Raw genomic sequence first — 24,051 nt, 5'->3', positions numbered from 1 at the left:
CTCAAGGACGAGGTACCCGGGTACTACGGGGCGGCCGGGGCCGGGGACGGCGCCGAGGCGGTGGAGCCGCGGACCACCAGCTCCGGCATGAAGACGAACTCCGAGTGCGGGGCCGGGGTGCCGCCGACCTCCTCCAGGAGGGCGCGGACCGCCGCCTGGCCCATGGCCTGCACGGGCTGCCGGATGGTGGTGAGCGGCGGATCGGTGAAGGCTATGAGGGGGGAGTCGTCGAAACCGACGACGGAGACGTCCCTGGGCACGTCGAGCCCCTGCTGCCGGACCGCGCGGATCGCGCCGAGCGCCATCATGTCGGAGGCGCAGACCACCGCGGTGCAGCCCTTGGCGATGAGGGCCGCGGTCGCCGCCTGGCCGCCCTCCAGGGTGTAGAGCGAGTGCTGGATCAGCTCCTCGGACTCCTCCGGGGTGAGACCGAGCCGGTCCCGCATCCCCTTCTGGAAGCCCTCGATCTTGCGGAGCACCGGCACGAAGCGCTTCGGTCCGACGGCCAGCCCGATCCGGGTGTGGCCGAGGGCGGCGAGGTGGGTGACCGCCAGCTGCATCGCGGCCCGGTCGTCGGGGGAGACGAAGGGGGCCTGCACCTTGGGGGAGAAGCCGTTGATGAGGACGTACGGGACGCCCTTGCCGCGCAGCTGGTCGTAGCGGGAGGTGTCGGCCGTGGTGTCGGCGTGCAGCCCGGAGACGAAGATGATGCCGGCCACCCCGCGCTCCACCAGCATGTCGGTGAGCTCGTCCTCGGTGGACCCGCCGGGGGTCTGCGTGGCGAGCACCGGGGTGTAGCCCTGGCGGGTCAGGGCCTGCCCGATGACCTGCGCGAGGGCCGGGAAGATGGGGTTGTCCAGTTCGGGGGTGATCAGTCCCACGAGGCCGGCGCTGCGCTGGCGCAGCCGTACCGGACGCTCGTAGCCGAGCACGTCGAGCGCGGCAAGGACGGATTCGCGGGTGGCGGTGGCCACACCGGGCTTGCCGTTGAGCACGCGGCTGACTGTGGCTTCACTGACCCCCGCCTGGGCTGCGATGTCGGCAAGCCGCGCGGTCATGAGAGTGGACTGTACCGGTCACAGCGCGTGTTGCCCACCAGTGGGGGAGGGTCCGCTCGCCGCAAGGCCGGCCGGGGTCCCTCCGCAAGGCGGCCGCAAGGTCTTGCAGGTCTTGCGGTGGGGCGTGGGTGGCGGTTGCGGCGGAATCAGTGGTTCCGAGGGGCGGTGAGGGCTCCCGTCGAGCCGATCAGGGCCGGAGAATCCGGACGAAAGGGCGGAAGGGGTGCTTCCGGGCCGCTGTCAAGCGGCCCGATGGCAACCTTCGGGACACGCGGATGTAACGATCCCCGGTCCTTGCAGAAATTTCACGCAAGCTCTTTCGGCTCGTTTTCATCCCTGTTACGTTCCTGGCAACCCGGAGCGCCGCGAGGGAGCGGTCGCAATGAGGAAGGTTCCAGCCCCTCGTCACCCCGGGATCATGTTGAAGGAGTTCACATGCGGCGTGGCATAGCGGCCACCGCGCTGGTCGCGGCCCTGGGCGTCACCCTGGCGGCGTGCGGCGGGAGCGACAGCGGTACCGACGGCGCCTCGAAGGGCTCTGGCGAGCTCTCCGGCACCGTGACGTGGTGGGACACCTCCACGGTCGGCTCCGAGGACAAGGTCTTCAAGAAGCTCGCCGAGGGCTTCACCAAGAAGCACCCGAAGGTCACCGTCAAGTACGTGAACGTGCCGTTCGGTGAGGCCCAGAACAAGTTCAAGAACGCCGCGCAGTCCGGCTCCGGCGCCCCCGACGTGATCCGCTCCGAGGTCGCCTGGACCCCCGAGTTCGCCGACCTCGGCTACCTCGCCCCGCTGGACGGCACCCCGGCGCTGAAGAACCAGGACGACTTCCTGGCGCAGGCCGCCGCCTCCACCAAGTACAAGGACAAGACCTACGCCGTCCCGCAGGTCATCGACTCCATGGGCCTCTTCTACAACAAGAAGATCCTCAAGGAGGCCGGTGTCGAGGCGCCGAAGAACATCACCGAGCTGAAGGCCGCCGCCGCCAAGATCAAGGAGAAGACCGGCAAGACCGGCCTGTACCTCCGCGGCGACGACGCCTACTGGTTCCTCTCCTTCCTGTACGGCGAGGGCGGCGACATGGTCGACGCCGCGAGCAAGACGATCACCATCGACAACGCCGCCGGCGTCAAGGCGTTCAAGACGGTCAAGGACCTCGTCGACTCCAAGGCCGCGATCACGGACGCGACCAACGGCTGGGACAACATGCAGGCCGCCTTCAAGGACGGCAAGGTCGCGATGATGGTCAACGGCCCGTGGGCGCTCGCCGACACGTACACCGGCAAGGAGTTCGCGGACAAGGCGAACCTGGGCATCGCCCCGGTCCCGGCCGGCTCCGCCGGCCAGGGCGCCCCGCAGGGCGGCCACAACCTCGCCGTCTACGCCGGCTCCAAGAACCTGGACGCCTCCTACGCCTTCGCCGAGTACATGACCTCGACCGAGGCCCAGGCCCAGGTCACCAAGGAGCTGAGCCTCCTCCCGACCCGTCAGTCCGCCTACCTGGAGTCCGAGGTCGCGGGCAACGAGAAGGTCGGCTTCTTCAAGCCGGCCGTCGAGAAGGCCGTCGAGCGCCCCTGGATCCCGGAGGGCGGCAGCCTCTTCGCGCCGCTCGTCACCGAGTACACCAAGGTCCTCACCGGCCAGGCCACCCCGGAGCAGGGAGCGAAGACGGTCGGCGAGGGCTACCGCAAGCTCCTCAAGGACTGGAAGTAGAAGGAAGGCTGACCGGCTGATGGCTGTGGACACCACCGGCCAGTCGGTGGCGAAGGCCGCGGGCGACGACGTCGCCCGCGGCCGGAGCCGCGGGACTGGTCCGAAGCGGCGGGCGCCGAAGCGCTCCCTCGCCACCCACTGGTACGCGTGGGCCATGGTCGCCCCCGTGGTGATCGTGATCGCCGTGATCATCGGCTACCCGCTGATCCGCGGCATCTACCTGTCGCTCACCGACGCCACCGAGCGCAACGTCGCGCGCAGCATCGGCGTCAACGAGATCCCGGCCACCTACGAGTTCGTGGGCCTGGACAACTACGTCACGGCCATCAACGGCAGCCAGTTCTGGGCCACGCTCGGCTGGACGATCCTGTGGACCGTCGCCTGCGTGTCCCTCACCTTCGCCCTCGGCCTGGCCCTCGCCAACATCCTCAACCGCAAGATCGCCGGCCGCTCCGCCTACCGGATGATGCTCATCCTTCCCTGGGCGGTCCCCGGCTTCGTCTCGGTCTTCGCCTGGCGCTTCCTCTACGACGAGCGCCGCGGCATGCTCAACCAGATCCTCTCCGGCGTCGGCATGGACGGCGTGCCCTGGCTGAACGACCCCACCTGGGCCAAGTTCTCCGTCATCGCCGTGAACGTCTGGCTCGGCGTCCCCTTCATGATGGTCGCCCTCCTCGGCGGCCTCCAGTCCATCCCCGGCGAGCTCTACGAGGCCGCCGAGATGGACGGCGCCAACGCCTGGCAGCGCTTCCGGAACATCACCATGCCCGGACTCCGGTCCGTCTCCACGACGGTGGTCCTCCTCTCCACCATCTGGACCTTCAACATGTTCCCGGTGATCTTCCTGCTCACCCGGGGCGGACCCGGCGAGGCCACCCAGATCCTCGTCACCCAGGCGTACAAGTTCTCCTTCGAGATCAGCCCGCGCGACTTCGCCCAGTCGTCCACGTGGGGCGTCCTCATCCTGGTGCTCCTGATGATCTTCGCCGCGATCTACCAGCGAGTCCTCCGCAAGCAGGGAGAAGCCTGGTGACCACCACGACCCCGACCCCCGCGCAGCGGCTGAACGCCCCGATCCGCGGCCGCCGCTCGCCGCTCGCCTCGGTGGCGCTGCACGTCACCCTGATCGTCGCCTCCGTGATCGCCGTCTTCCCGGTGCTGTGGGTCCTGCTGACCTCGCTCAAGCCGGCGAAGTACGCGAGCACCACGGACTTCTTCAAGGAGACGACGTTCGAGAACTACACGAACCTGCTGAGGGACACCCCGTTCCTCACCTGGTTCGGGAACTCGCTCCTCGTCGCCGGACTCACCACCGTCGTCGGCGTGTTCATCTCCGCCACCACCGGCTACGCGGTCAGCCGCTTCCGCTTCGCCGGCAAGCGCGGCCTGATGTGGACCCTGCTCGTCACGCAGATGTTCCCGGTCGCCGTCCTCATCGTGCCGATCTACAACATCATGGCGTCGCTGGGGCTGCTCAACCAGGCGGCCGGCCTGGTCATCACCTACCTGACCATCGCCGTCCCGTTCTGCGCCTGGATGATGAAGGGCTTCTTCGACGGCATCCCGCGCGAGATCGACGAGTCGGGGTACGTCGACGGGCTGACGCCCTTCGGCACCTTCTGGCGGCTCATCCTGCCGCTCGCCAAGCCGGGCATCGCGGTGACCGCCTTCTACTCCTTCATCACCGCCTGGGGCGAGGTCGCCTACGCCTCCGCCTTCATGGTCGGCGACGAGAACCTCACGCTCGCCGGCGGTCTGCAGAAGTTCGTCAACCAGTACGGGGCCCAGTGGGGTCCGATGACGGCGGCCTCCGTCCTCATCGCCATCCCCGCCGCCCTGGTGTTCCTCCTCGCCCAGCGCCACCTCGTCACCGGCATGTCCGCCGGCGCGGTGAAGGGCTGACGGCCCTGAGCGCCGAACCCGTACGCCCCTCCTTACCTCCCAGGGAAGACATGACCCAGCACCTCGCCACCCCCGCCGCCGCCCCGACCACCGGCACCGACACGGGCTGGTGGAGAGACGCGGTGATCTACCAGGTCTACCCGCGCAGCTTCGCCGACGGCAACGGCGACGGCATGGGCGACCTGGTGGGCATCCGCAGCCGGCTGCCGTACCTCAAGGAGCTCGGCGTCGACGCCGTCTGGCTCTCCCCCTTCTACGCCTCGCCGCAGGCCGACGCCGGGTACGACGTTGCCGACTACCGGGCCATCGACCCGATGTTCGGCTCGCTGCTCGACGCCGACGCCCTGATCCGCGAGGCCCACGCCCTCGGCCTGCGGATCATCGTGGACCTCGTCCCGAACCACTCCTCGGACCAGCACGAGTGGTTCCAGCGCGCCCTGCGCGAGGGCCCCGGCTCCCCGCTGCGCGACCGCTACCACTTCCGCCCCGGCAAGGGCGAGAACGGCGAACTGCCGCCCAACGACTGGGAGTCCATCTTCGGCGGACCCGCCTGGACCCGGGTCGAGGACGGGGAGTGGTACCTCCACCTCTTCGCTCCCGAGCAGCCGGACTTCGACTGGGACCACCCGGCCGTCCGCGACGAGTTCCGCTCGATCCTGCGCTTCTGGCTCGACATGGGCGTCGACGGCTTCCGCGTCGACGTCGCCCACGGCCTGGTCAAGGCCCCCGGCCTGCCCGACATCGGCGCCCACGACCAGCTGAAGCTGCTCGGCAACGACGTCATGCCCTTCTTCGACCAGGACGGCGTGCACGAGATCTACCGCTCCTGGCGGCAGATCCTCGCCGAGTACGACGGACAGCGCGTCCTCGTCGCCGAGGCGTGGACCCCCACCGTCGAGCGCACCGCCCACTACGTGCGCCCCGACGAGATGCACCAGGCGTTCAACTTCCAGTACCTGGGCACCCACTGGGACGCCACGGAGCTGCGCACCGTCATCGACGCCTCGCTCGCCGCGATGCGCCCGGTCGGGGCCCCCACCACCTGGGTGCTCTCCAACCACGACGTCACCCGGCACGCCACCCGCTTCGCCAACCCGGCGGGCCTCGGCACCCAGCTCCGCACCCCCGGCGACCGCGCGCTCGGCCTGCGCCGGGCCCGTGCCGCGACGCTGCTGATGCTGGCGCTGCCCGGCTCGGCGTACGTGTACCAGGGCGAGGAGCTGGGCCTGCCGGACGTCACCGACCTGCCCGACGAGGTGCGCCAGGACCCGTCCTTCTTCCGCGCCAGCGGCCAGGACGGCTTCCGCGACGGCTGCCGGGTGCCGATCCCGTGGACCGCCGAGGGCTCCTCGTACGGCTTCGGCGACGGCGGCTCCTGGCTGCCGCAGCCGGCCGCCTGGGGCGGGCTGAGCGTCGAGGCCCAGACCGGTGACCCCGGCTCCACCCTGGAGCTGTACCGCAGCGCGCTCGCCCTGCGCCGCGAGCGTCCCGAGCTCGGTGCGGGCGAGGCCGTGGAGTGGCTGGAGGCACCCGAGGGTGTGCTCTCCTTCCGCCGCGACGGCTTCGTCTGCACCGCCAACACCACCGGCCGGGCCATCTCCGTCCCGCTGCCCGGCCGGTATCTCCTCTCCAGCGAGGACGTCAGGATCGTGGACGACGCCGTCGAGGTGCCGGCCGACACCACCGTCTGGTGGGCGGTGTGACGATCCCCCCGCCGCGGGGCACCGGCAACGGCGCCCCGCGGCTCGCGGACATCGCGGCCCAGTCCGGGGTCAGCGAGGCCACCGTCAGCCGCGTCCTCAACGGCAAGGCGGGGGTGGCCGGCGCGACCCGGCACAAGGTGCTCGCGGCGCTCGACGTGCTCGGCTACGAGCGTCCGGTCCGGCTGAAACGCCGGAGCGCGGGCCTCGTCGGGCTCGTGGTGCCCGAGCTGACCAACCCGATCTTCCCGGCCTTCGCGCAGGTGGTCGAGCAGGTCCTCGCCGGGCACGGCTACACGCCGGTGCTCTGCACCCAGATGCCCGGCGGCGCCACCGAGGACGAGCTGGTCGACCAGCTCGTCGAGCGCGGGGTGGCCGGCATCGTCTTCCTCTCCGGGCTGCACGCGGACGCCTCCGCCGACCCGGCGCGGTACGCCCGGCTGACCGAGCGGGGGGTGCCGTACGTCCTCATCAACGGCTACCACGAAGGGATCGACGCCACCTTCGTCTCCCCGGACGACCGCGCCGCCGCCCGGATGGCCGTACGACACCTGGCCGAGCTCGGGCACGAGCGGATCGGCCTGGCCATCGGCCCCACCCGGTACGTGCCCTCGCGCCGCAAGGCGGAGGGCTTCGCCGCCGAGCTCTACGAGATGCTCGGCGTGGGACGGGCGGAGGCCGAACGCTTCGTGCGGCCCACCCTGTTCGGCGTCGAGGGCGGGCACGCCGCCGCCGAGATCCTGCTCGACGAGGGGTGCACGGGCATCGTCTGCGGCTCCGACCTGATGGCGCTCGGCGTCGTCCGGGCGGCCCGCGCCCGCGGCCTCGACGTGCCCCGGGACGTCTCCGTCGTCGGCTTCGACGACTCCCCGCTGATCGCCTTCACCGACCCGCCGCTGACCACCGTGCGCCAGCCCGTGCAGGCCATGGCGACGGCCGCCGTCGGCGCGCTCCTGGAGGAGATCGAGGGCAGCCCGGTGCAGCGCACCGAGTTCGTCTTCCAGCCGGAGCTGGTCGTGCGCGGGTCCACCGCGCAGCCGCCGCAACTCCTTGCGTAATCCCTTGCGATCGCGGTGCCGGAAGTATTGACCGCACGCCTGTACACCCCTACGGTCGCGGCTGAAAACAGTTGCTGAGAGTTTCGGCAACTTCTTGCGAACAGCTCTCGCACGCGACAGGGACGTCGTACAGGAGGAAGCATGGCAAGAAAGACCGTGGCCGCTGCACTCGCCCTCGTGGCGGGAGCCGCTGCGGCCGTCACGGTGAACGCCCCGGCCCAGGCGACGCCGCCGGGGACCAGGGACGTCACCGCGGTGATGTTCGAGTGGAACTTCGCCTCGGTGGCCCGTGAGTGCACCGACCGCCTCGGCCCCGCCGGCTACGGCTACGTCCAGGTCTCCCCGCCCCAGGAGCACCTCCAGGGCTCCCAGTGGTGGACCTCGTACCAGCCCGTCAGCTACAAGATCGGCGGCCGGCTCGGGGACCGCGCCGCCTTCAAGAACATGGTCGACACCTGCCACGCGGCCGGCGTGAAGGTGATAGCCGACTCGGTCATCAACCACATGGCCAACGGCTCCGGCACCGGAACGGGCGGGACCCCGTTCTCCAAGTACGACTACCCCGGCCTCTACTCCGGCGCCGACATGGACGACTGCCGGGCCACCATCTCGAACTACCAGGACCGCGGGAACGTCCAGAACTGCGAACTGGTGGGGCTCCCCGACCTCGACACCGGCGAGGACTACGTCCGCGGGAAGATCGCCGGATACCTCAACGACCTCCTCTCGCTGGGCGTCGACGGCTTCCGCATCGACGCCGCCAAGCACATGCCGGCCGCCGACCTCGCCGACATCAAGACCCGGCTGAGCAACCCGAACGTCTACTGGAAGCACGAGGCCATCTTCGGGGCGGGCGAGGCCGTCTCCCCGAGCGAGTACCTCGGCAGCGGCGACGTCCAGGAGTTCCGCTACGCCCGCGACCTCAAGCGCGTCCTCCAGAACGAGAAGCTCGCCCACCTCAAGAACTTCGGCGAGTCCTGGGGCTACATGCCCGGCGACCGGTCCGGCGTCTTCGTCGACAACCACGACACCGAGCGCGGCGGCGACACCCTCTCCTACAAGGACGGCGCGAACTACACCCTCGCCTCCGTCTTCATGCTCGCCTGGCCCTACGGCTCCCCGGACGTCCACTCCGGCTACGAGTGGAGCAACAAGGACGCCGGCCCGCCCAACGGCGGTCAGGTGAACGCCTGTTACGCCGACGGCTGGAAGTGCCAGCACGCCTGGCGCGAGATCTCCTCCATGGTCGCCTTCCGCAACACCGCCCGCGGCGAGACCGTCACCCAGTGGTGGGACAACGGCAACAACGCGATCGCGTTCGGCCGCGGGTCCAAGGCCTACGTGGCGATCAACCACGAGTCGTCCCCGCTCACCCGCGCCTTCCAGACCTCCCTGCCGGCCGGCACCTACTGCGACGTCCAGTCGAACACCCCGGTCACCGTCGGCACGAACGGCCAGTTCACCGCCACGCTGGGCGCCAACACCGCCGTCGCCCTGCACACCGGCGCCGTGAACTGCGGCGGGACCACCCCCACCACCCCGCCGACCACCCCGCCGACCACGCCCCCCGCCACCGCGGGCGCCGCCTTCAACGCCACCGCCACCACGGTGATGGGCCAGAACATCTACGTCACCGGCAACCGCGCCGAACTCGGCAACTGGGCCCCCGCCTCCGCCCTCAAGCTCGACCCGGCCGCCTACCCCGTCTGGAAGCTTCAGGTCGCCCTGCCCGCCGGAACGTCCTTCGAGTACAAGTACATCCGCAAGGACGCCGCCGGGAACGTCACCTGGGAGTCCGGTGCCAACCGCACCGCGACCGTCCCCGCCTCCGGCCAGGTCGTCCTGAACGACACCTTCCGCAGCTGAGCCCCCTCCCTCCGCAGGGCCGCCCCGACCGGGGCGGCCCCCTCTTCCCGTACCTCCAGGGAGCCCCCGTGATACCCAAGAGAACGGCCGTGGCGCTCGCCGCCGCCCTGTGCGCGGCCCTCGTGCCCGCCGTCCCGGCCACCGCCGCCCCCCGCCCGCCCGCGCCCCCGTCCGACCGGGCGCTCGCCGCCGAGCCGGCCCGCCAGGACCTCACCCGCGAGCAGTTCTACTTCGTGCTCCCGGACCGCTTCGCCAACGGCGACACCTCCAACGACCGCGGCGGCCTCACCGGCAGCCGCACCGCCACCGGCTTCGACCCCACCGACAAGGGCTTCTACCAGGGCGGCGACCTCAAGGGCCTCACCCAGCGCCTCGACTACATCAAGGGCCTCGGCACCACCGCCATCTGGATGGCGCCGATCTTCAAGAACCGTCCCGTGCAGGGCGAGGGCAAGGACGCCTCGGCCGGCTACCACGGCTACTGGATCACCGACTTCACCCAGGTCGACCCGCACTTCGGCACCAACGACGACCTGAAGAAGCTCATCAAGGCCGCCCACGCCAAGGGCATGAAGGTCTTCTTCGACGTCATCACCAACCACACCGCCGACACCGTCGACTACGCCGAGAAGAAGTACGGCTACCGCCCCAAGGGCGCCTACCCGTACCTCGACAAGGACGGGCGCCCCTTCGACGACCGCGCCGCGATCGGGAAGGTGGACGCGGAGTCCTTCCCGTACACCCCCGTCGAGAAGGCCGGCACCAAGGTCCCGGCCTGGCTCAACGACCCGGAGATGTACCACAACCGCGGCGACTCCACCTGGCAGGGTGAATCCGCCGAGTACGGCGACTTCGTCGGCCTCGACGACCTGTGGACCGAGCGTCCCGAGGTCGTCGAGGGCATGAAGAGGATCTACGAGACGTGGGTCCGCGACTTCGACATCGACGGCTTCCGCATCGACACCGTCAAGCACGTCGACCTCGACTTCTGGACCCAGTGGGCCACCGCGCTCGACGCCTACGCCAAGAAGCGGGGCCGCGAGGACTTCTTCATGTTCGGCGAGGTGTACTCCGCCGACACCACCGTCACCGCCCCCTACGTCACCCGCGGCCGGCTCGACGCCACCCTCGACTTCCCCTTCCAGGACGCCGCCCGCGCCTTCGCCTCCCAGGGCGCCGGCGCCGACCGCCTCGCCAAGGTCTTCGCCGACGACTACCGCTACACCACCGACAAGGCCAACGCCTACGAGCAGGTCACCTTCCTCGGCAACCACGACATGGGCCGCTTCGGCACCTTCCTGAAGCAGGACAACCCGAACGCCTCCGACGCCGAACTCCTCCGCCGCGCCTCCCTCGCCAACGAGCTGATGTTCCTCTCCCGGGGCAACCCGGTGATCTACTCCGGCGACGAGCAGGGCTTCACCGGCGCCGGCGGCGACAAGGACGCCCGCCAGACCCTCTTCGCCTCCCAGGTCGCCGACTACCTCGACGACGACCGGCTCGGCACCGACCGCACCCACGCCACCGACGCGTACGACACCGGCCACCCGCTCTACCGGTCGATCGCCGCCCTGTCGAAGCTCACCCGCGAACACCCCGCGCTCCGCGACGGCATCCAGCGGCAGCGGTACGCCGAGGGCTCCGTCTACGCGGCCTCCCGCACCGACGCGAAGCAGCGCGTCGAGTACCTCGTCGCCGCCAACAGCTCCACCGAGGCCAGGACCGTCACCGTCCCCGTCGACTCCGCCTCCTTCCACACCCTGTACGGAGGCCAGGGCGCCGTCACCGCCCGGGGAGGCGAGGTCACCGTCACCGTCCCCGCCCTCTCCACCCTGGTCCTCAAGGCCGACCGGCCCCTCCCGGCCGTCACCGCGAAGCCCACCGTCACCCTCGACGCCCCCGCCGCCGGCTCCACCGGCACCGTCGAGATCAGCGCCGACGTCGACGGCGGCGGGCTGAACCGGGTCGTCTTCGCCGCCCAGGTCGGCAACGGACGCTGGCAGACTCTCGGCACCGCCGACCACGCCCCCTACAAGGTCACCCAGCACGTCACCGCCCCCGCCGGCACCCCGCTGCGCTACAAGGCCGTCGTCGTCGACACCGCCGGACGCACCGCGAGCGCCACCGCCGCCACCACCGCCGGCGCACCCCCGGCCCCCGAGAAGCCGGTCGCCGTCGAGCGCCCGTACGCGATCGTCCACTACAAGCGCGAGGACGGCGACTACGACGGCTGGACCCTCAAGGCCGCCGGCCAGGAAGCCGCCTTCACCGGCCGCGACGCCCACGGCGCCTTCGCCTGGGTCACGCTCCCCGAGGGCGCCTCCACCGTCCCGTACACCGTCGAGAAGGCCGGCACCGCCGACGGCCCGCAGCGCACCATCAGCCTCGGCCGCACCGGCGAGGTCTGGATCACCCAGGGCCAGGACGGCCAGTCCGACACGAACCCGGCCCCCGCCCCGCAGGACAAGACCAAGGCCGTCCTCCACTACCAGCGCGAGGACGGGAACTACGACGGCTGGGGCCTCCACCTGTGGACCGGCGCCGCCCAGCCCACCGACTGGTCCAAGCCCCTCCTGCCCACCCGCGTCGACGCCTACGGCGCCGTCTACGAGGTGCCGCTCGCCGAGGGCGCCACCTCCCTCTCGTACATCCTCCACAAGGGCGACCAGAAGGACCTCCCCACCGACCAGTCCCTCGACCTGGCCGCCACCGGCCACGAGGTCTGGCTCCTCGCCGGGCGGCCGAAGCACCTCCTGCCGACCTCCGGCGGCGCCCCCGCCCTCGACCTGGCCAAGGCCGAGGCGCAGTGGATCGACCGGAACACCGTCGTCTGGAAGGTGAAGACGAACGACGCCACCAGCCAGCAGCTGGTGTACGCCCCCGACGGCGGCATCACCGTCTCCGACGGCGCCCTCAGCAGCGAGGGCCAGTGGCTGCGGCTGAACCAGGCCGCGCTCACCGACGCCCAGAAGGCGAAGTTCCCGCACCTGAAGGACTACCCGGCCTTCACCGTCGACCCGCGCGACGCCGACCGCGTCCGCTCCTCCCTGCGCGGCCAGCTGATCGCCACCCAGCGCGCGGCCAACGGCGCCCTCCTCGCCGCCACCGGCGTCCAGACCGCCGGAGTCCTCGACGACCTGTACGCCGAGAAGGCGGTGCGGGCCGACCTCGGACCGGTCTTCGACCGGCACGGCCGCCCCACCCTCTCCCTGTGGGCGCCCACCGCGCGGTCCGTCGCCCTGGAGATCGACGGCAGGACCCTGCCCATGCGCCGCGACGACGCCTCCGGCGTCTGGACGGCAACCGGCCCGAAGTCCTGGAACGGCAAGCCGTACCGGTACGTCGTGAAGGTCTGGGCGCCCACCGTCCAGAAGCTCGTCGAGAACCGCGTCACCGACCCCTACTCGACCGCCCTCACCGCCGACTCCGCCCGCAGCCTCGTCGTCGACCTCACCGACCCCAAGCTCGCCCCGGCCGGCTGGAAGAGCCTGCGCAAGCCCGCCGCCGTGCCGCTGCGCGACGCCCAGATCCAGGAACTCCACGTCCGCGACTTCTCGATCGCCGACCCCACCGCGAACTCCGCACACAAGGGCACCTTCCTCGCCTTCACCGACAAGAACAGCAAGGGCTCGAAGCACCTCAAGGCCCTCGCCGACTCCGGCACCTCCTACGTCCACCTCCTCCCGGCCTTCGACATCGGCACCGTCCCCGAGAAGAAGTCCGACCAGACCGCGCCCGCCTGCGACCTGAAGGTCTACGCCCCCGACTCCGAGGAGCAGCAGGCCTGCGTCGCCGAGGCCGCCGCGAAGGACGCCTACAACTGGGGCTACGACCCGCTGCACTACACGGTCCCCGAGGGCTCCTACTCCACCGACCCGAACGGCACCCGCCGCACGGTCGAGTTCCGGCAGATGGTCCAGGCCCTCAACGGGCAGGGCCTGCGCACCGTCATGGACGTCGTCTACAACCACACCGTCGCCGCCGGACAGTCCGACAAGTCGGTGCTCGACCGGATCGTCCCCGGCTACTACCAGCGCCTCCAGGCCGACGGCTCCGTCGCCACCTCCACCTGCTGCGCCAACACCGCGCCCGAGAACGCCATGATGGGCAAGCTCGTCGTGGACTCGATCGTCACCTGGGCGAAGGAGTACAAGGTCGACGGCTTCCGCTTCGACCTCATGGGCCACCACCCGAAGGAGAACATCCTCGCCGTCCGCAAGGCGCTCGACGCCCTGACCGTCGCGAAGGACGGCGTCGACGGCAAGGCGATCGTCCTCTACGGCGAGGGCTGGAACTTCGGCGAGATCGCCGACGACGCCCGCTTCGTCCAGGCCACCCAGAAGAACATGGCCGGCACCGGAGTCGCCACCTTCTCCGACCGGGCCCGCGACGCGGTCCGCGGCGGCGGCCCCTTCGACGAGGACCCCGGGGTCCAGGGCTTCGCCTCCGGCCTCTACACCGACCCCAACACCTCCACCGCCAACGGCACCCCGGCCGAGCAGAAGGCCCGCCTCCTGCACTACCAGGACCTCATCAAGGTCGGCCTCAGCGGCAACCTCGCCGGCTACACCTTCACCGACACCTCCGGCCGCACCGTCAAGGGCTCCGAGGTCGACTACAACGGCTCCCCGGCCGGCTACGCCGCCGTCCCCGGCGACGCCCTCGCCTACGCCGACGCCCACGACAACGAGACCCTCTACGACGCCTTGGCGTTCAAGCTCCCGGCCGGCACCTCCGCCGCCGACCGGGCCCGCATGCAGGTCCTCGCCATGGCCACCGCCAACCTCTCCCAGGGCCCGGCGCTCTCCCAGGCCGGCTCCGACCTGCTCCGCTCCAAGTCCCTCGACCGCAACTCCTACGACAGCGGCGACTGGTTCAACTCGATCCACTGGGACTGCCGGGCCGGCAACGGCTTCGGCATCGGCCTCCCGCCGGCCGCCGACAACAAGGCCAAGTGGGGCTACGGCAAGCCGCTCCTCACCAACCCGAACCTGACGGCCGGCTGCGCCCAGATCGACGGAGCCTCCGCCGCCTACCGGGACCTCCAGAAGATCCGCACCACCGAGCCGGCCTTCTCCCTGGCGACCGCCGGCCAGGTGCAGTCCGCGCTCTCCTTCCCGCTCTCCGGCGAGGGCGAGACCCCGGGCGTGATCACCATGCGCCTCGGTGACCTCGTGGTCGTGTTCAACGCGACCCCGGGCGAGGCGAAGCAGACGGTCACGGGCCTGGCCGGCACGGCCCACGCCCTCCACCCGGTCCAGGCGAAGGGCTCCGACGCCGTCACCAGGACGGCCTCGTACGACACCGGTTCGGGCACCTTCACCGTCCCGGCCCGCACGGTCGCCGTCTTCAAGGCCACCGGCTGACGCTCCTCCTCAGGGGCACGGGCCCCGGCCGCCACTTGTGCGGCCGGGGCCCGCGCCGTAAAGCTGTGGCCCGACACCCCGTACCAGCAGGAGACACCGTCATGCCGCAGATCACCGTCGACTACTCCGCGCCCCTGGACCGGCGCGGATTCGCGCTCGACCTCCACGCCCTGCTGGTCGAGACCGTCGACACCGCGCTCGACTCCTGCAAGACCCGATTCCGTGAGGTGGAGGAGACCGTCGTCGGCGACGGGTCGACCGAGGACGTCGTCGTCCACGTGGAGATCGCCCTGCTCTTCGGACGCACCGACGCGATCCAGGCCCGGCTCGCCGAGGCCGTGCTCGACCTGCTGCCCCGCCACCTCAAGACCACGGACGGCGTCCGCCTCTCGGTCGAGGTGCGCGACCTGGAGAACTCCTACCGCAAGCGCTGATCGGGTACGGCGGCGGCCGGGGCCAGCTCCAGGAGCCGGCCCACCAGCTGCGCGAACGGCCCGTCCGCCGGCTCCTCCGCCAGGATCGCCGCCAGCACCTTCGCCGCCTGCTCGTCGTAGACCGCGCTCACCGCCGTCAGGGCGGCGAAGTCGTGCACCAGCTTCTGCTCCAGCTCCGCGCGCGGCACCCGCCGCCCGTCCAGCCACAGCAGCGCCGTCGACTCGGCGAGCGACACCCAGGACCGCACGACCAGTTCGAGCCGCGGCGAGGGTTCCGCCACCCCGAGGTGGGCGACGATCTGCTCGTACGCGGCCTGCCGCACCTCGTCGATCATCGCGTTGGTCGTCGACGAACCCACCGCGGGGCCGCCGCGCATCAGCGCCGCGAACCCGGGCCCGTGGTCGTCGACGAAGTCGAAGAACCGGCCCATCACCCGCAGCAGCCGCGCCCCCAGCGGGCCCTGCGGCGGCTCCAGGAAGCGGGCCGCGAGCTCGTCGGCCGCGCGCCGCAGCGCCGCCTCGTACAGGCTCTGCTTGCCGGGGAAGTAGTGGTAGACCAGCGGCCGGGAGATGCCCGCGGCGGCGGCGATCTCGTCGATGGAGACCTCGTCGGGGGAGCGGCTGCTGAAGAGTTCGAGGGCCACCCCGATCAGCTGCTGCTTGCGCTCCTCGACGCCCATCCTGCGCCGTACACCGGTCGTCATACGAACAGCCTATCGGGGTCCGTTACGCTCCTCGTCCATGAGCGCTTCCGACCAGTCCACCCCGGCCACAGCGAGCCCCGTGGCCGACGAGCCCGACGAACTCGACGAGGCGGTGGAGGACGAGGACGCCGGCGAGGGCGAGGACGGGGGCGTCGAAGAGGACACCGCCGCCGCCGAGGACGACGCCGCGGCTGAGGACGCCGACGCTGACGCCGATGGCGCCGACGACGAGGACGGCGACGACTACGACGAGGACGACGCCGAAGAGGACGAGGACGAGGACGAGGGGGACGAGGACTCCGTCGACGGGATGACCCCCAAGCAGGCGAGGCGGCTGCGCGTGGCGGCCGCCTCGGTCCTGCTCGTGGTGATGGGCGTGATCCTGGTGGTCCGCCTTGCGAGCCGGACCTCCGTGCTCGTCGTCGGCGTCTACGGCCTGGCGATGATCCTCTGCGGCATCGTCATCGAACTCGCCCGCAACGGCCGCACCCGTCTCGCCACCTGGCTCCTGGTGGGCGGCCTCGCGGCCGCCCTCGCCTTCGACTGGCTGATCCTGCCCTGACGTTCAGAGGTCCAGGACGAGCTTCCTCCCGGCGCAGCGCGAGACGCAGATCAGCATCGAGTCCGCCCGCTCCGCGTCGGTGAGCAGCTCGTCCCTGTGGTCGACCTCGCCGTCCAGGACGGTCTGCCGGCAGGTGCCGCAGAAGCCCTGCGTGCAGGAGTACATGAGGCCCGGCACCTCCTCCCGTACCGCCGCGAGCACCGACTGGTCGGCGGCGACGGCCACCGTGCGCCCGGAGCGCCGGAGTTCGACCTCGAAGGGCGTGCCGTCGGCCGGGGCGACCGCCGAGAAACGCTCCAGGCGCGGGGACCGGCCCGACGGCATCGCGGCGGTGACGGCGTCCATCAGCCCCTCGGGCCCGCAGCAGTAGACGGCCGTCCCGTCCGGCACGGAGCCGAGGAACGACAGGTCCGGGTACCCGGACTCGTCCTCCGCGACCACGGTCACCCGCTCCCGGCCCCCGGCCGGGGGGACCTCCGTCCCGCTCCGCTCCCCGCCGATCCGCAGCAGCTCCGCCAGGTACGGCATGGTGGCGCGGGACCGGCCGCAGTAGACCAGCCGCCACTCCGCGCCCGCCGCCTCCGCGGCCCGCACCATCGGCAGGACCGGGGTGATCCCGATGCCGCCCGCGACGAAGACGTAGGCGGGGGAGGAGATCAGCGGGAAGCGGTTGCGGGGGCCCCGGATCTCGATCTCGGCGCCCTCGTGGAGCTGTTCGTGCACCTCGCGGGAGCCGCCCCGGCCGCCCTGATCCTCCTCGATGATCCGGGTCGCGATCCGGTACACGTCCGGCTGGGCGGGGTCGCCGCAGAGCGAGTACTGCCGGACCCGGCCCGAGGGCAGGACGAGGTCGAGGTGGGCACCCGGCTCCCAGGACGGCAGCCGCTCGCCCTCCAGGCGCAGTTCGACGACGCCTTGCGCGGGCACGGCCCGCCCGGTGACGCGCACCCGGCGCGGGACGGTCGCCCCGCGCCCGTACCCGGAGACGGGCTCCTCCAGGGAGGGCAGCGGCCAGAGCGGGGCTCTCGTCATCCGGGAGCGGACCGCCCGGCGGACGAGGAGCGCGGCGCCGGCGGCGAGGGCGACGGTGGTGAACCGGGGCATCAGCGGCCTCCGTTGGCGCCGGGGGAGGCGGCCAGGTAGGCCACGGCCTGCGCGGTGTCGCCCTCCTGGGAGGGGTGGTAGGCGCGGCTCAGATAGCGGGGTATCGAGCGCAGCATGGCCGGGGTGGACGGCAGCACGCCCTCGCGGCCCCTGCGGTAGAAGTCCGCCCAGGACGCCTTGGGGTCGAGCAGGGTGGGGTCGTTCTCCAGGAAGAAGCGGACTCCGCGCTGCCAGAGGAAGACCAGCGCTGAGAAGGCGAGCGCCCAGGTGCGGGCGCGCCTGCGGTAGCCGCCGTCGAGGTGCATGAAGAGCTCGAAGGCGACCGCCCGGTGCTCGACCTCCTCGGCGCCGTGCCAGCGGAGCAGGTCCATCATCATCGGGTCGGCGCCGCGCCGGTCCAGCTCCTCGGCGTTGAGCACCCAGTCGCCGAGGAAGGCGGTGTAGTGCTCGATCGCGGCGATCATCGCGACCCGCTCCATCAGCCACCAGCGGCGCGCCCGGCCCGGCGGCAGCGTCCGGTCGCCGAGCAGCTTCTCGAAGAACCAGTCGACCTGGGCGGTGTACGGCGTGGGGTCGAGCCCCTGCCGGCGCAGGTGCGGCAGGACGTCGTCGTGCGCCTGCGAGTGGACGGCCTCCTGCCCGATGAAGCCGATGACGTCCTCGCGCAGCCGGTCGTCGGTGATGTACGGCAGCGCCTGCTGGTAGACGTGCACGAACCATCGCTCGCCGGCCGGGAGCAGGAGGTGCAGCACGTTGATCGTGTGCGTGGTGAAGGGGTCGCCGGGAACCCAGTGGAGCGGGGTCTCCTGCCAGTCGAAGGCCACCTTGCGGGCCTTGAGCTCGACGTGTTCCGACGCCACCGGTGCAGGCTGCGTATTAGACATGTCGTCAATGTACTGAGGAGTAGACACGCGCGACAGGGCCGTGCACCGCCTTTTTCGGCCCACGACGCCAAGGCGCCCCAGCTCCGGGCCCCTGCCCGGCCGCCGGTACGGCTCGGGACCGGCGCGCCGCTCCGCGCCTGCCGCCACCGCGACGGACACGGCGTCCCGGGCCCCTGCTCCGCCGCCGGTACGCCCTGCCGGCCCCAGGGTTCCACGGCTGTGGCCGGCGGCCGGTGGCCCGTACGCCGTCCCGGGTCTCGTACCGCCGCGGCCACCCCCGCCGACGGGGCCGCCCCGTCACTGCCTCAGCGCGGGCATCCGGCGGCCGTCCTCCAGGGTGGCGCTCAGCTCGGCGCGGGCGCCCGCCTGCGCCGCCGCGGCGAGGACCGGGCCCTCGGCGCGGGCCTTCACCCCGCCCGTCACCTCCACCGAGGCGACGTCCGGGCCGCCCGCCGCCAGCACGTACCAGCCGCCGCCCGGTGCCTGCCACAGCGCCCCGGCGAGCACCCTCGGCTCGCGCGCCCCGCACGCCGGGACGTCCTGGGCGCGGGCCGCGAGCGAGGCCGGCGCCTTCCGGTCCGGCGGCAGGAACTGGGCGAGGACCCGGCTGCCGGTGCCCCGCCAGGTCTCCGCCCGGGTGCACACCCAGGTCGCCCGGCCCACGCCCTCCGGCAGCGTCTGCCGGGCGAACGCCCACGCCTGCGCCGACCGCACGCCCTGCCCGAGCAGCGTGGTCAGCTGGCAGGCCGTCCGCGCCCAGGCCGCCCGCGCCTCGCGGCCGGTCGCGTCCACGGGCGCGTCGGGGGAGCCCCACAGCAGCCGGGCGGGCACCAGCTCGCCGAGGTCGCCGAGAAGCCGGCTGCCGGAACCGTCCCTCAGCTGAAGGGTGTTCCACCGCGCGCACTCCTTCGCCTGCGCGGGGCTGGGCAGGGCGTCGGTCACCCCGCGCGCGTCCCGGCCGAGCGGCCACGGCTCCTTGCCGGGCATCAGCAGGTCCCGTACGGAGGCGCCGGTCACCCAGGGCGCGGTCAGGTAGCGCACGTTCCCGGCCGCGCGGGTCACGACCACCGCCGCGGCGCCGGGGCCCTCGGCCGCGTCGGTCCGGGCGAAGTCGAGTGCCGCGCCCGCCGTCCCCTCCACCGGCTCGGCGTACCGCACGATCCGCAGCCCGTCGTGGAGGAGCACCACCCGGGCCGCGTCCACCCGCCCCGCGAAGAGGAGTTGGGGCGGCCCCATCGGCGGCCCGACGGGAGTCCCCGGCGTCGCCGACGACTCCACCGCCCCGCCGGGCCGCGCCCACACGGCGAGCGCCCGCCGCAGCAGCCCCGCGTCCCCGGCGAGCTCCCCGCGCACCGGCCACACCGAGAAGTCCCTGCGCACCGCCCCCGGCCACACGGCCGCGGTCACCCGCTTCACCTTCGCCGGGTCGAGCGCGGCCTCGGCGGCGGGGTTGCGGGCGTAATTCGGCGCAGCAGCACCGTTTCTGCCCCACCCGTCCCCGGGCAGCCCGAGCAGCGCCCCGCACACCAGCAGCGCCGCCACGCCCACCAGCGCGGCCCGCCCGTGCTGCCGCCGCCGCAGCAGGTCGCCGGGCCGGGCCTGAAGCGTGCAGGGGTCGAACTCGGCCGACTCCAGCAGCGCGGCCCCGCTGATCCGCCCCCCGGCGGAGGGCGCGGGCGCGGCCGGCGCCTCGGGACCGGCCGGGCGGTCGGGGGAGCCGGGGGAGCCGTCGGGGGCGCGGCCGCCGCCGCGGGTCCGGCCCGGGCCGGCCTGTTCGGCCACGCGGGCGGGGCGCTCGCCGCCGCCCGGAGCGGCCGGGAGGTCCGGAGCGGGCCGCGCCCCGTCCGGGACCGGCCCGTCCTCCTCCAGGGCGGCCAGTTCGGCGAGGGCCGCCGCCGGGTCCTCGGCGCCGGCCGCGGCCAGCACCCGGAGGACCTCCGCGTCGCCCTGCCGCTCCAGGCCGCGCAGCACGTACGCGGCGCGGGCCGGCGCGGAGAGGCCCGCGAGCAGCTGGTCGAGGGCGAGCTCGTCCGCCCCGCCCGCGCGGGGGAACAGCCGCAGCCCCCACACCTGCGGGAGCAGCGGCGGCAGCTGGGCCCGGCGCGGCACCGCGAGCCGCCGCAGCGGCAGCGCGGCCACCAGCGCCTGCCGCAGCACCTCGCCCCGCACGTACGCGTACCCGGGATCCACCGCGTCCTCGGGCCGCCGGGCGTCCGGCACGGCCGGCCCCGGCACCCGCCGTCGCGGCAGGGCGCGCTGGACGAGCGCGTGCGCGGTCAGCACCCGCCGGTTGCGGCCCATCGTCGGCGGCAGGACCAGATAGGCGATGCGCACGAGGCGCGGATAGCGCTCGACGAGCGCGGCCTCGGCCTGCTCGACGTCGACGGGGCCCACGGGCGACGGAACGAGATCCTGGGTGGTCACGTTCAGCAGAACGAGCGATTCTTCCGATGGTCACCCCGGAGCCCCTCGGGTCCCGGGCCGGCCTCTCACACCGCGTACACCGTCAGCCGCTCCCGCAGCAGCGCGACGAGCTCGTCGGAGACGCCGAGACCGTCCCGTACGTACGCCTCCATCGAGCCGTGCCGGTCCGCGACCTCCGTCAGCGCCGCGTCCAGGTACTCCGGCAGGACGCCGATCATCGCGAGGACCAGATCCGGGTCGCCGCCCTGGGTGATGAACCCCTCGATCATCGGCGCGAACGCCTGCCGCACCGCCGGGTTGACCGCCAGGTACTCCTCCCGCACCGTCGCCTCGTCCGCGCCGAGCAGCGCGAGCACCACCGTCGCGCCCCAGCCCGTGCGGTCCTTTCCCGCGGTGCAGTGGAAGAGCAGCGGTCCCGCGCCGGGGGTGCCGAGCTCGGTGAGGAGCGTCCGGTAGGAGGCGCGGGCCGAGTCACTGGTGACGAAGGCGCGGTACGTGCTCCGCATCGCCTCCAGGATCCGTCCGCCGCCGAGGTGCCGCTCCGCGAGCGCCGGATCGCCGAGCAGGTCCTTGAGTCGCGCGGCCGGCGGCAGTCCGCTCGCCGCCAGGTGGTCGGCGAGCACGTCCGCGACGACCGCCCGGGCCCCGTCGGGCAGCCGGTCCGGCCGGTCGGCCCGCTCGGCCGCCGTCCGCAGGTCCACGACCGTACGGATCTTCAGCCCGCCGACCGCCTCCTCCTCCGGCTCCAGCCGGTCGAGCTGCGCCGACCGCAGCACCAGCCCGGCCCGTACGGAACGCCCGCCGCCCAGCGGCAGACCGCCGAGGTCCCGCAGATTGGCGACGGAGGTGGCGGCGATCGCGGCCATGGGCTGGGTCTCCTCCCGTGACAGGGCTCCCCCCGACGTTAACGGCCCCGCCACGACCCGGCACCACAAGCCCTCCCCGCTCACCCCCCTCCCCGCCGCCGCCATCCGGCGCGCGGCCGGACGCCGAGGTCGTCCCCGCCCTGGTGGTCAGGGCGAGGACGAAGCGGAGCGCCGCCTCCCGGGAGACGGTCAGGGCAGGTACTTGTAGCCGACCCGCCGCACGGTCTGGATCGTGTGGCGGTGCTCGGCGCCCAGCTTGCGCCGCAGCCGGGCGACGTGGACGTCGACCGTCCGGCCGTCGCCCACGTGCCCGTACCCCCACACCGTCTGCACCAGCTGGTCGCGCGTGTGCACCCGGTGCGGGTGGGCCACGAGGTGGGCGAGCAGCTCGAACTCCAGGTACGTCAGGTCGAGCGCACGCCCGTCGACGTGGGCGATCCGCCGCTCCCCGTCGATCCCGACCGGCCCCTCGGCCTCCGGGCCCGGCGGCGCGGGCGGGAGCGGTTCCTGCTCGGCGGGGAGCAGCACCAGATAGCCGACCATCGGCGGTCGGCCCGGAAGCGTGGGCAGGGCGTGCGGAGGGGCCGGCAGCAGCGTGGCGCCCGGCGGCAGGAAGTCGGCGACCCGGGCGAGCCCGGCGACCTCGTCGGGGGCGACGGCGCGCAGGCGGGGACGGGTGGCGGTGGGAAGCGGGGTGGCGGCAGCCTGGGTGTGGGCCATGGGAGGACTCAGCTCTCTCGCGCGAGGTGCGGGACGGACCGGAGGTCGTACGTCATGCGTCATGCGCGGCGGCCGAAGGCCGGGGACCGGAATCCGCCCGGTCGGGGCTTTAGAGGGCCGGCGCGTTCCTCACGCGCCGACAGCACCGGTCGAAGTCGTGGTGCTGGCGGGAAGGCCAGAACGGTTCGAGGTCATGGCGACCCCGCGCGCTCTCGTCCCGCTCCATGCTGGCCATATCCCTATTAAACCAGGAGGGAAGTCCGGCGGGCAGCCCCGGGACCCCAAAACCCCTGTCGCGCGGACCACATGACGAAGCCCCGCACCCGCGCCGGACGACCACACGCGCCGGTCACCGCACCACCGGACGGCCACACGCGACGGGCGACCGCACACACCGGACGACCACGCACGACGGGAGGGGCGCCCACCGTGCGGAACGGTGGGCGCCCCTCCCGGGAAGCGCGTGAGCGGGACGGTCAGACCTGGCCGGCCTTCGCCAGGGCCTCGCAGCAGGTGTCCACGATCAGGCGGGTCACCACGTACGGGTCCACGTTGGCGTTGGGGCGGCGGTCCTCGATGTAGCCCTTCTGGTCCTGCTCGACCTGCCACGGGATGCGGACCGAGGCGCCGCGGTCGGAGACGCCGTAGGAGTACTGGTCCCACGGGGCGGTCTCGTGCAGACCGGTCAGACGGTCGTCGATGCCCGCGCCGTAGTTCTTGACGTGGTCGAGCGGCTTCGAGCCCTCGCCCAGCGACTCGCAGGCGGTGATGATCGCGTCGTAGCCCTCGCGCATCGCCTTGGTGGAGAAGTTGGTGTGCGCGCCGGCGCCGTTCCAGTCGCCCTTGACCGGCTTCGGGTCGAGCGTCGCGGAGACGTTGAAGTCCTCGGCGGTGCGGTAGAGCAGCCAGCGGGCGATCCACAGCTGGTCCGAGACCTCCAGCGGCGCCAGCGGGCCGACCTGGAACTCCCACTGGCCCGGCATGACCTCGGCGTTGATGCCGGAGATGCCCAGGCCCGCCTTGAGGCAGTTCTCCAGGTGCGCCTCGACGATCGGACGGCCGTGGATCTCGTCCACGCCGACGCCGCAGTAGTAACCGCCCTGCGGGGCCGGGAAGCCGTTGACCGGGAAGCCGAGCGGACGGGTGCCCTCGAAGAAGGTGTACTCCTGCTCGATGCCGAAGATCGACTCCTGGGCGGCGTACTTCGTGGCGACCTCGACCAGCGCGGCGCGGGTGTTGGAGGAGTGCGGGGTCATGTCCGTGTTGAGGACCTCGCACAGCACCAGGATGTCGTCGCCGCCGCGGATCGGGTCCGGGCAGGTGAAGACCGGCTTGAGGACGCGGTCCGACGCGTGACCCTCGGCCTGGTTGGTGCTGGAACCGTCGAAGCCCCAGATCGGCAGCTCCGCCAGCGGCAGGACCTCGCCCGCGATGATCTTCGTCTTCGAGCGAAGCTTCGCGGTCGGCTCGGTGCCGTCGATCCAGATGTACTCAGCCTTGAAGGTCACGGGGTCATCCTTAGGGCGTGGCGTGCTGCTGCGGGAGTCCGCGGCGGCTCGCGGCGCTGCGAGAGCTGCGGTGTCGGCGCCGACCGCCCGACCGGTACCCGGCCCGCCGTGACTGCGCCTTTCGTGTGACCGCAGCTTCGCAACACGGGATTTCCCTTCGGTTGCCCGTTTGTGAACCCCGT

General features: G+C 72.4%; 17 protein-coding genes. 9 read left to right on the top strand and 8 right to left on the bottom strand.

What is annotated here, in order from left to right:
• Nucleotides 1–23: 23 nt before the first annotated feature.
• Nucleotides 24–1,058 carry a LacI family DNA-binding transcriptional regulator gene (locus tag ACFYT9_RS11205; RefSeq protein WP_389162326.1) on the bottom strand — a complete coding sequence of 345 codons (1,035 nt, stop codon included), beginning with the start codon at nucleotides 1,056–1,058 and terminating at the stop codon, nucleotides 24–26.
• Between the two features lie 435 nt (nucleotides 1,059–1,493).
• Here ACFYT9_RS11205 and ACFYT9_RS11200 point away from each other — a divergent pair, with 435 nt between their 5' ends.
• The 8 genes from ACFYT9_RS11200 to ACFYT9_RS11165 all read left to right on the top strand — a co-directional run bounded on the left by ACFYT9_RS11200 (nucleotide 1,494) and on the right by ACFYT9_RS11165 (nucleotide 15,097).
• Nucleotides 1,494–2,771, top strand: coding sequence for an extracellular solute-binding protein (locus ACFYT9_RS11200; RefSeq protein WP_389162324.1), 1,278 nt, complete (start codon nucleotides 1,494–1,496; stop codon nucleotides 2,769–2,771).
• A gap of 19 nt (nucleotides 2,772–2,790) precedes the next feature.
• Nucleotides 2,791–3,804, top strand: a complete 1,014-nt coding sequence (locus ACFYT9_RS11195; protein ID WP_389162322.1) for a carbohydrate ABC transporter permease — start codon at nucleotides 2,791–2,793, stop codon at nucleotides 3,802–3,804.
• Nucleotides 3,801–4,673 carry a sugar ABC transporter permease gene (locus ACFYT9_RS11190; protein WP_387276961.1) on the top strand — a complete coding sequence of 291 codons (873 nt, stop codon included), beginning with the start codon at nucleotides 3,801–3,803 and terminating at the stop codon, nucleotides 4,671–4,673. The genes ACFYT9_RS11195 and ACFYT9_RS11190 overlap by 4 nt, the downstream gene beginning before the upstream one ends.
• Nucleotides 4,674–4,723: 50 nt before the next feature.
• Complete coding sequence (locus tag ACFYT9_RS11185; protein ID WP_376605255.1) at nucleotides 4,724–6,376, top strand: glycoside hydrolase family 13 protein; 1,653 nt, start codon at nucleotides 4,724–4,726, stop codon at nucleotides 6,374–6,376.
• Nucleotides 6,364–7,431, top strand: coding sequence for a LacI family DNA-binding transcriptional regulator (locus ACFYT9_RS11180; protein WP_389162319.1), 1,068 nt, complete (start codon nucleotides 6,364–6,366; stop codon nucleotides 7,429–7,431). Before ACFYT9_RS11185 ends, ACFYT9_RS11180 begins: the two co-directional genes overlap by 13 nt.
• Before the next feature lie 141 nt (nucleotides 7,432–7,572).
• Entirely contained in the window at nucleotides 7,573–9,297 is a 1,725-nt protein-coding gene (locus ACFYT9_RS11175) for a carbohydrate-binding module family 20 domain-containing protein (RefSeq protein WP_389162317.1), read from the top strand.
• 68 nt (nucleotides 9,298–9,365) lie between these two features.
• Nucleotides 9,366–14,663 (top strand): pullulanase-type alpha-1,6-glucosidase, encoded by a 5,298-nt coding sequence (gene pulA, locus ACFYT9_RS11170; RefSeq protein ID WP_389162315.1) that lies wholly within the window; start codon nucleotides 9,366–9,368, stop codon nucleotides 14,661–14,663.
• Nucleotides 14,664–14,764: 101 nt separating this feature from the next.
• Nucleotides 14,765–15,097, top strand: a complete 333-nt coding sequence (locus ACFYT9_RS11165; protein WP_387280411.1) for a 5-carboxymethyl-2-hydroxymuconate Delta-isomerase — start codon at nucleotides 14,765–14,767, stop codon at nucleotides 15,095–15,097.
• Here the strand turns inward: ACFYT9_RS11165 and ACFYT9_RS11160 are convergent.
• Nucleotides 15,082–15,801: a TetR/AcrR family transcriptional regulator gene (locus tag ACFYT9_RS11160; protein WP_376604891.1), complete on the bottom strand. Its 720-nt coding sequence runs from the start codon at nucleotides 15,799–15,801 to the stop codon at nucleotides 15,082–15,084. The two genes, ACFYT9_RS11165 and ACFYT9_RS11160, sit on opposite strands and share 16 nt — an antisense overlap.
• A gap of 37 nt (nucleotides 15,802–15,838) precedes the next feature.
• Between ACFYT9_RS11160 and ACFYT9_RS11155 the strand changes: the two genes are divergently transcribed.
• Complete coding sequence (locus tag ACFYT9_RS11155) at nucleotides 15,839–16,363, top strand: hypothetical protein (protein ID WP_389162312.1); 525 nt, start codon at nucleotides 15,839–15,841, stop codon at nucleotides 16,361–16,363.
• Nucleotides 16,364–16,366: 3 nt separating this feature from the next.
• On the opposite strand, the gene ACFYT9_RS11150 is transcribed toward ACFYT9_RS11155, so the two are convergent.
• The 6 genes from ACFYT9_RS11150 to glnII all read right to left on the bottom strand — a co-directional run bounded on the left by ACFYT9_RS11150 (nucleotide 16,367) and on the right by glnII (nucleotide 23,869).
• Nucleotides 16,367–17,467, bottom strand: a complete 1,101-nt coding sequence (locus tag ACFYT9_RS11150; RefSeq protein WP_389162310.1) for a PDR/VanB family oxidoreductase — start codon at nucleotides 17,465–17,467, stop codon at nucleotides 16,367–16,369.
• On the bottom strand, nucleotides 17,467–18,351 hold the full coding sequence (locus tag ACFYT9_RS11145) for a metal-dependent hydrolase (RefSeq protein ID WP_376604886.1): 885 nt from the start codon (nucleotides 18,349–18,351) through the stop codon (nucleotides 17,467–17,469). Before ACFYT9_RS11145 ends, ACFYT9_RS11150 begins: the two co-directional genes overlap by 1 nt.
• A gap of 297 nt (nucleotides 18,352–18,648) precedes the next feature.
• Nucleotides 18,649–20,775 carry a hypothetical protein gene (locus ACFYT9_RS11140; protein ID WP_389162308.1) on the bottom strand — a complete coding sequence of 709 codons (2,127 nt, stop codon included), beginning with the start codon at nucleotides 20,773–20,775 and terminating at the stop codon, nucleotides 18,649–18,651.
• A 65-nt stretch (nucleotides 20,776–20,840) separates the two neighbouring features.
• The gene (locus ACFYT9_RS11135; RefSeq protein ID WP_389162306.1) at nucleotides 20,841–21,641 is read right to left on the bottom strand and encodes a tyrosine-protein phosphatase; all 801 of its coding nucleotides are present in this window, start codon (nucleotides 21,639–21,641) and stop codon (nucleotides 20,841–20,843) included.
• A 189-nt stretch (nucleotides 21,642–21,830) separates the two neighbouring features.
• Nucleotides 21,831–22,361 carry a winged helix-turn-helix domain-containing protein gene (locus ACFYT9_RS11130; protein WP_376604993.1) on the bottom strand — a complete coding sequence of 177 codons (531 nt, stop codon included), beginning with the start codon at nucleotides 22,359–22,361 and terminating at the stop codon, nucleotides 21,831–21,833.
• Between the two features lie 476 nt (nucleotides 22,362–22,837).
• Nucleotides 22,838–23,869, bottom strand: coding sequence for a glutamine synthetase (gene glnII, locus ACFYT9_RS11125; RefSeq protein WP_376604296.1), 1,032 nt, complete (start codon nucleotides 23,867–23,869; stop codon nucleotides 22,838–22,840).
• Between the last annotated feature and the right edge of the window lie 182 nt (nucleotides 23,870–24,051).

The sequence above is a fragment of the Streptomyces sp. NPDC004435 genome, assembly GCF_042873895.1.
GTDB lineage: Bacteria > Actinomycetota > Actinomycetes > Streptomycetales > Streptomycetaceae > Streptomyces.
Note: the sequence above shows the minus strand (reverse complement) of the source record. Positions and strands in the feature narration are given on the sequence as shown.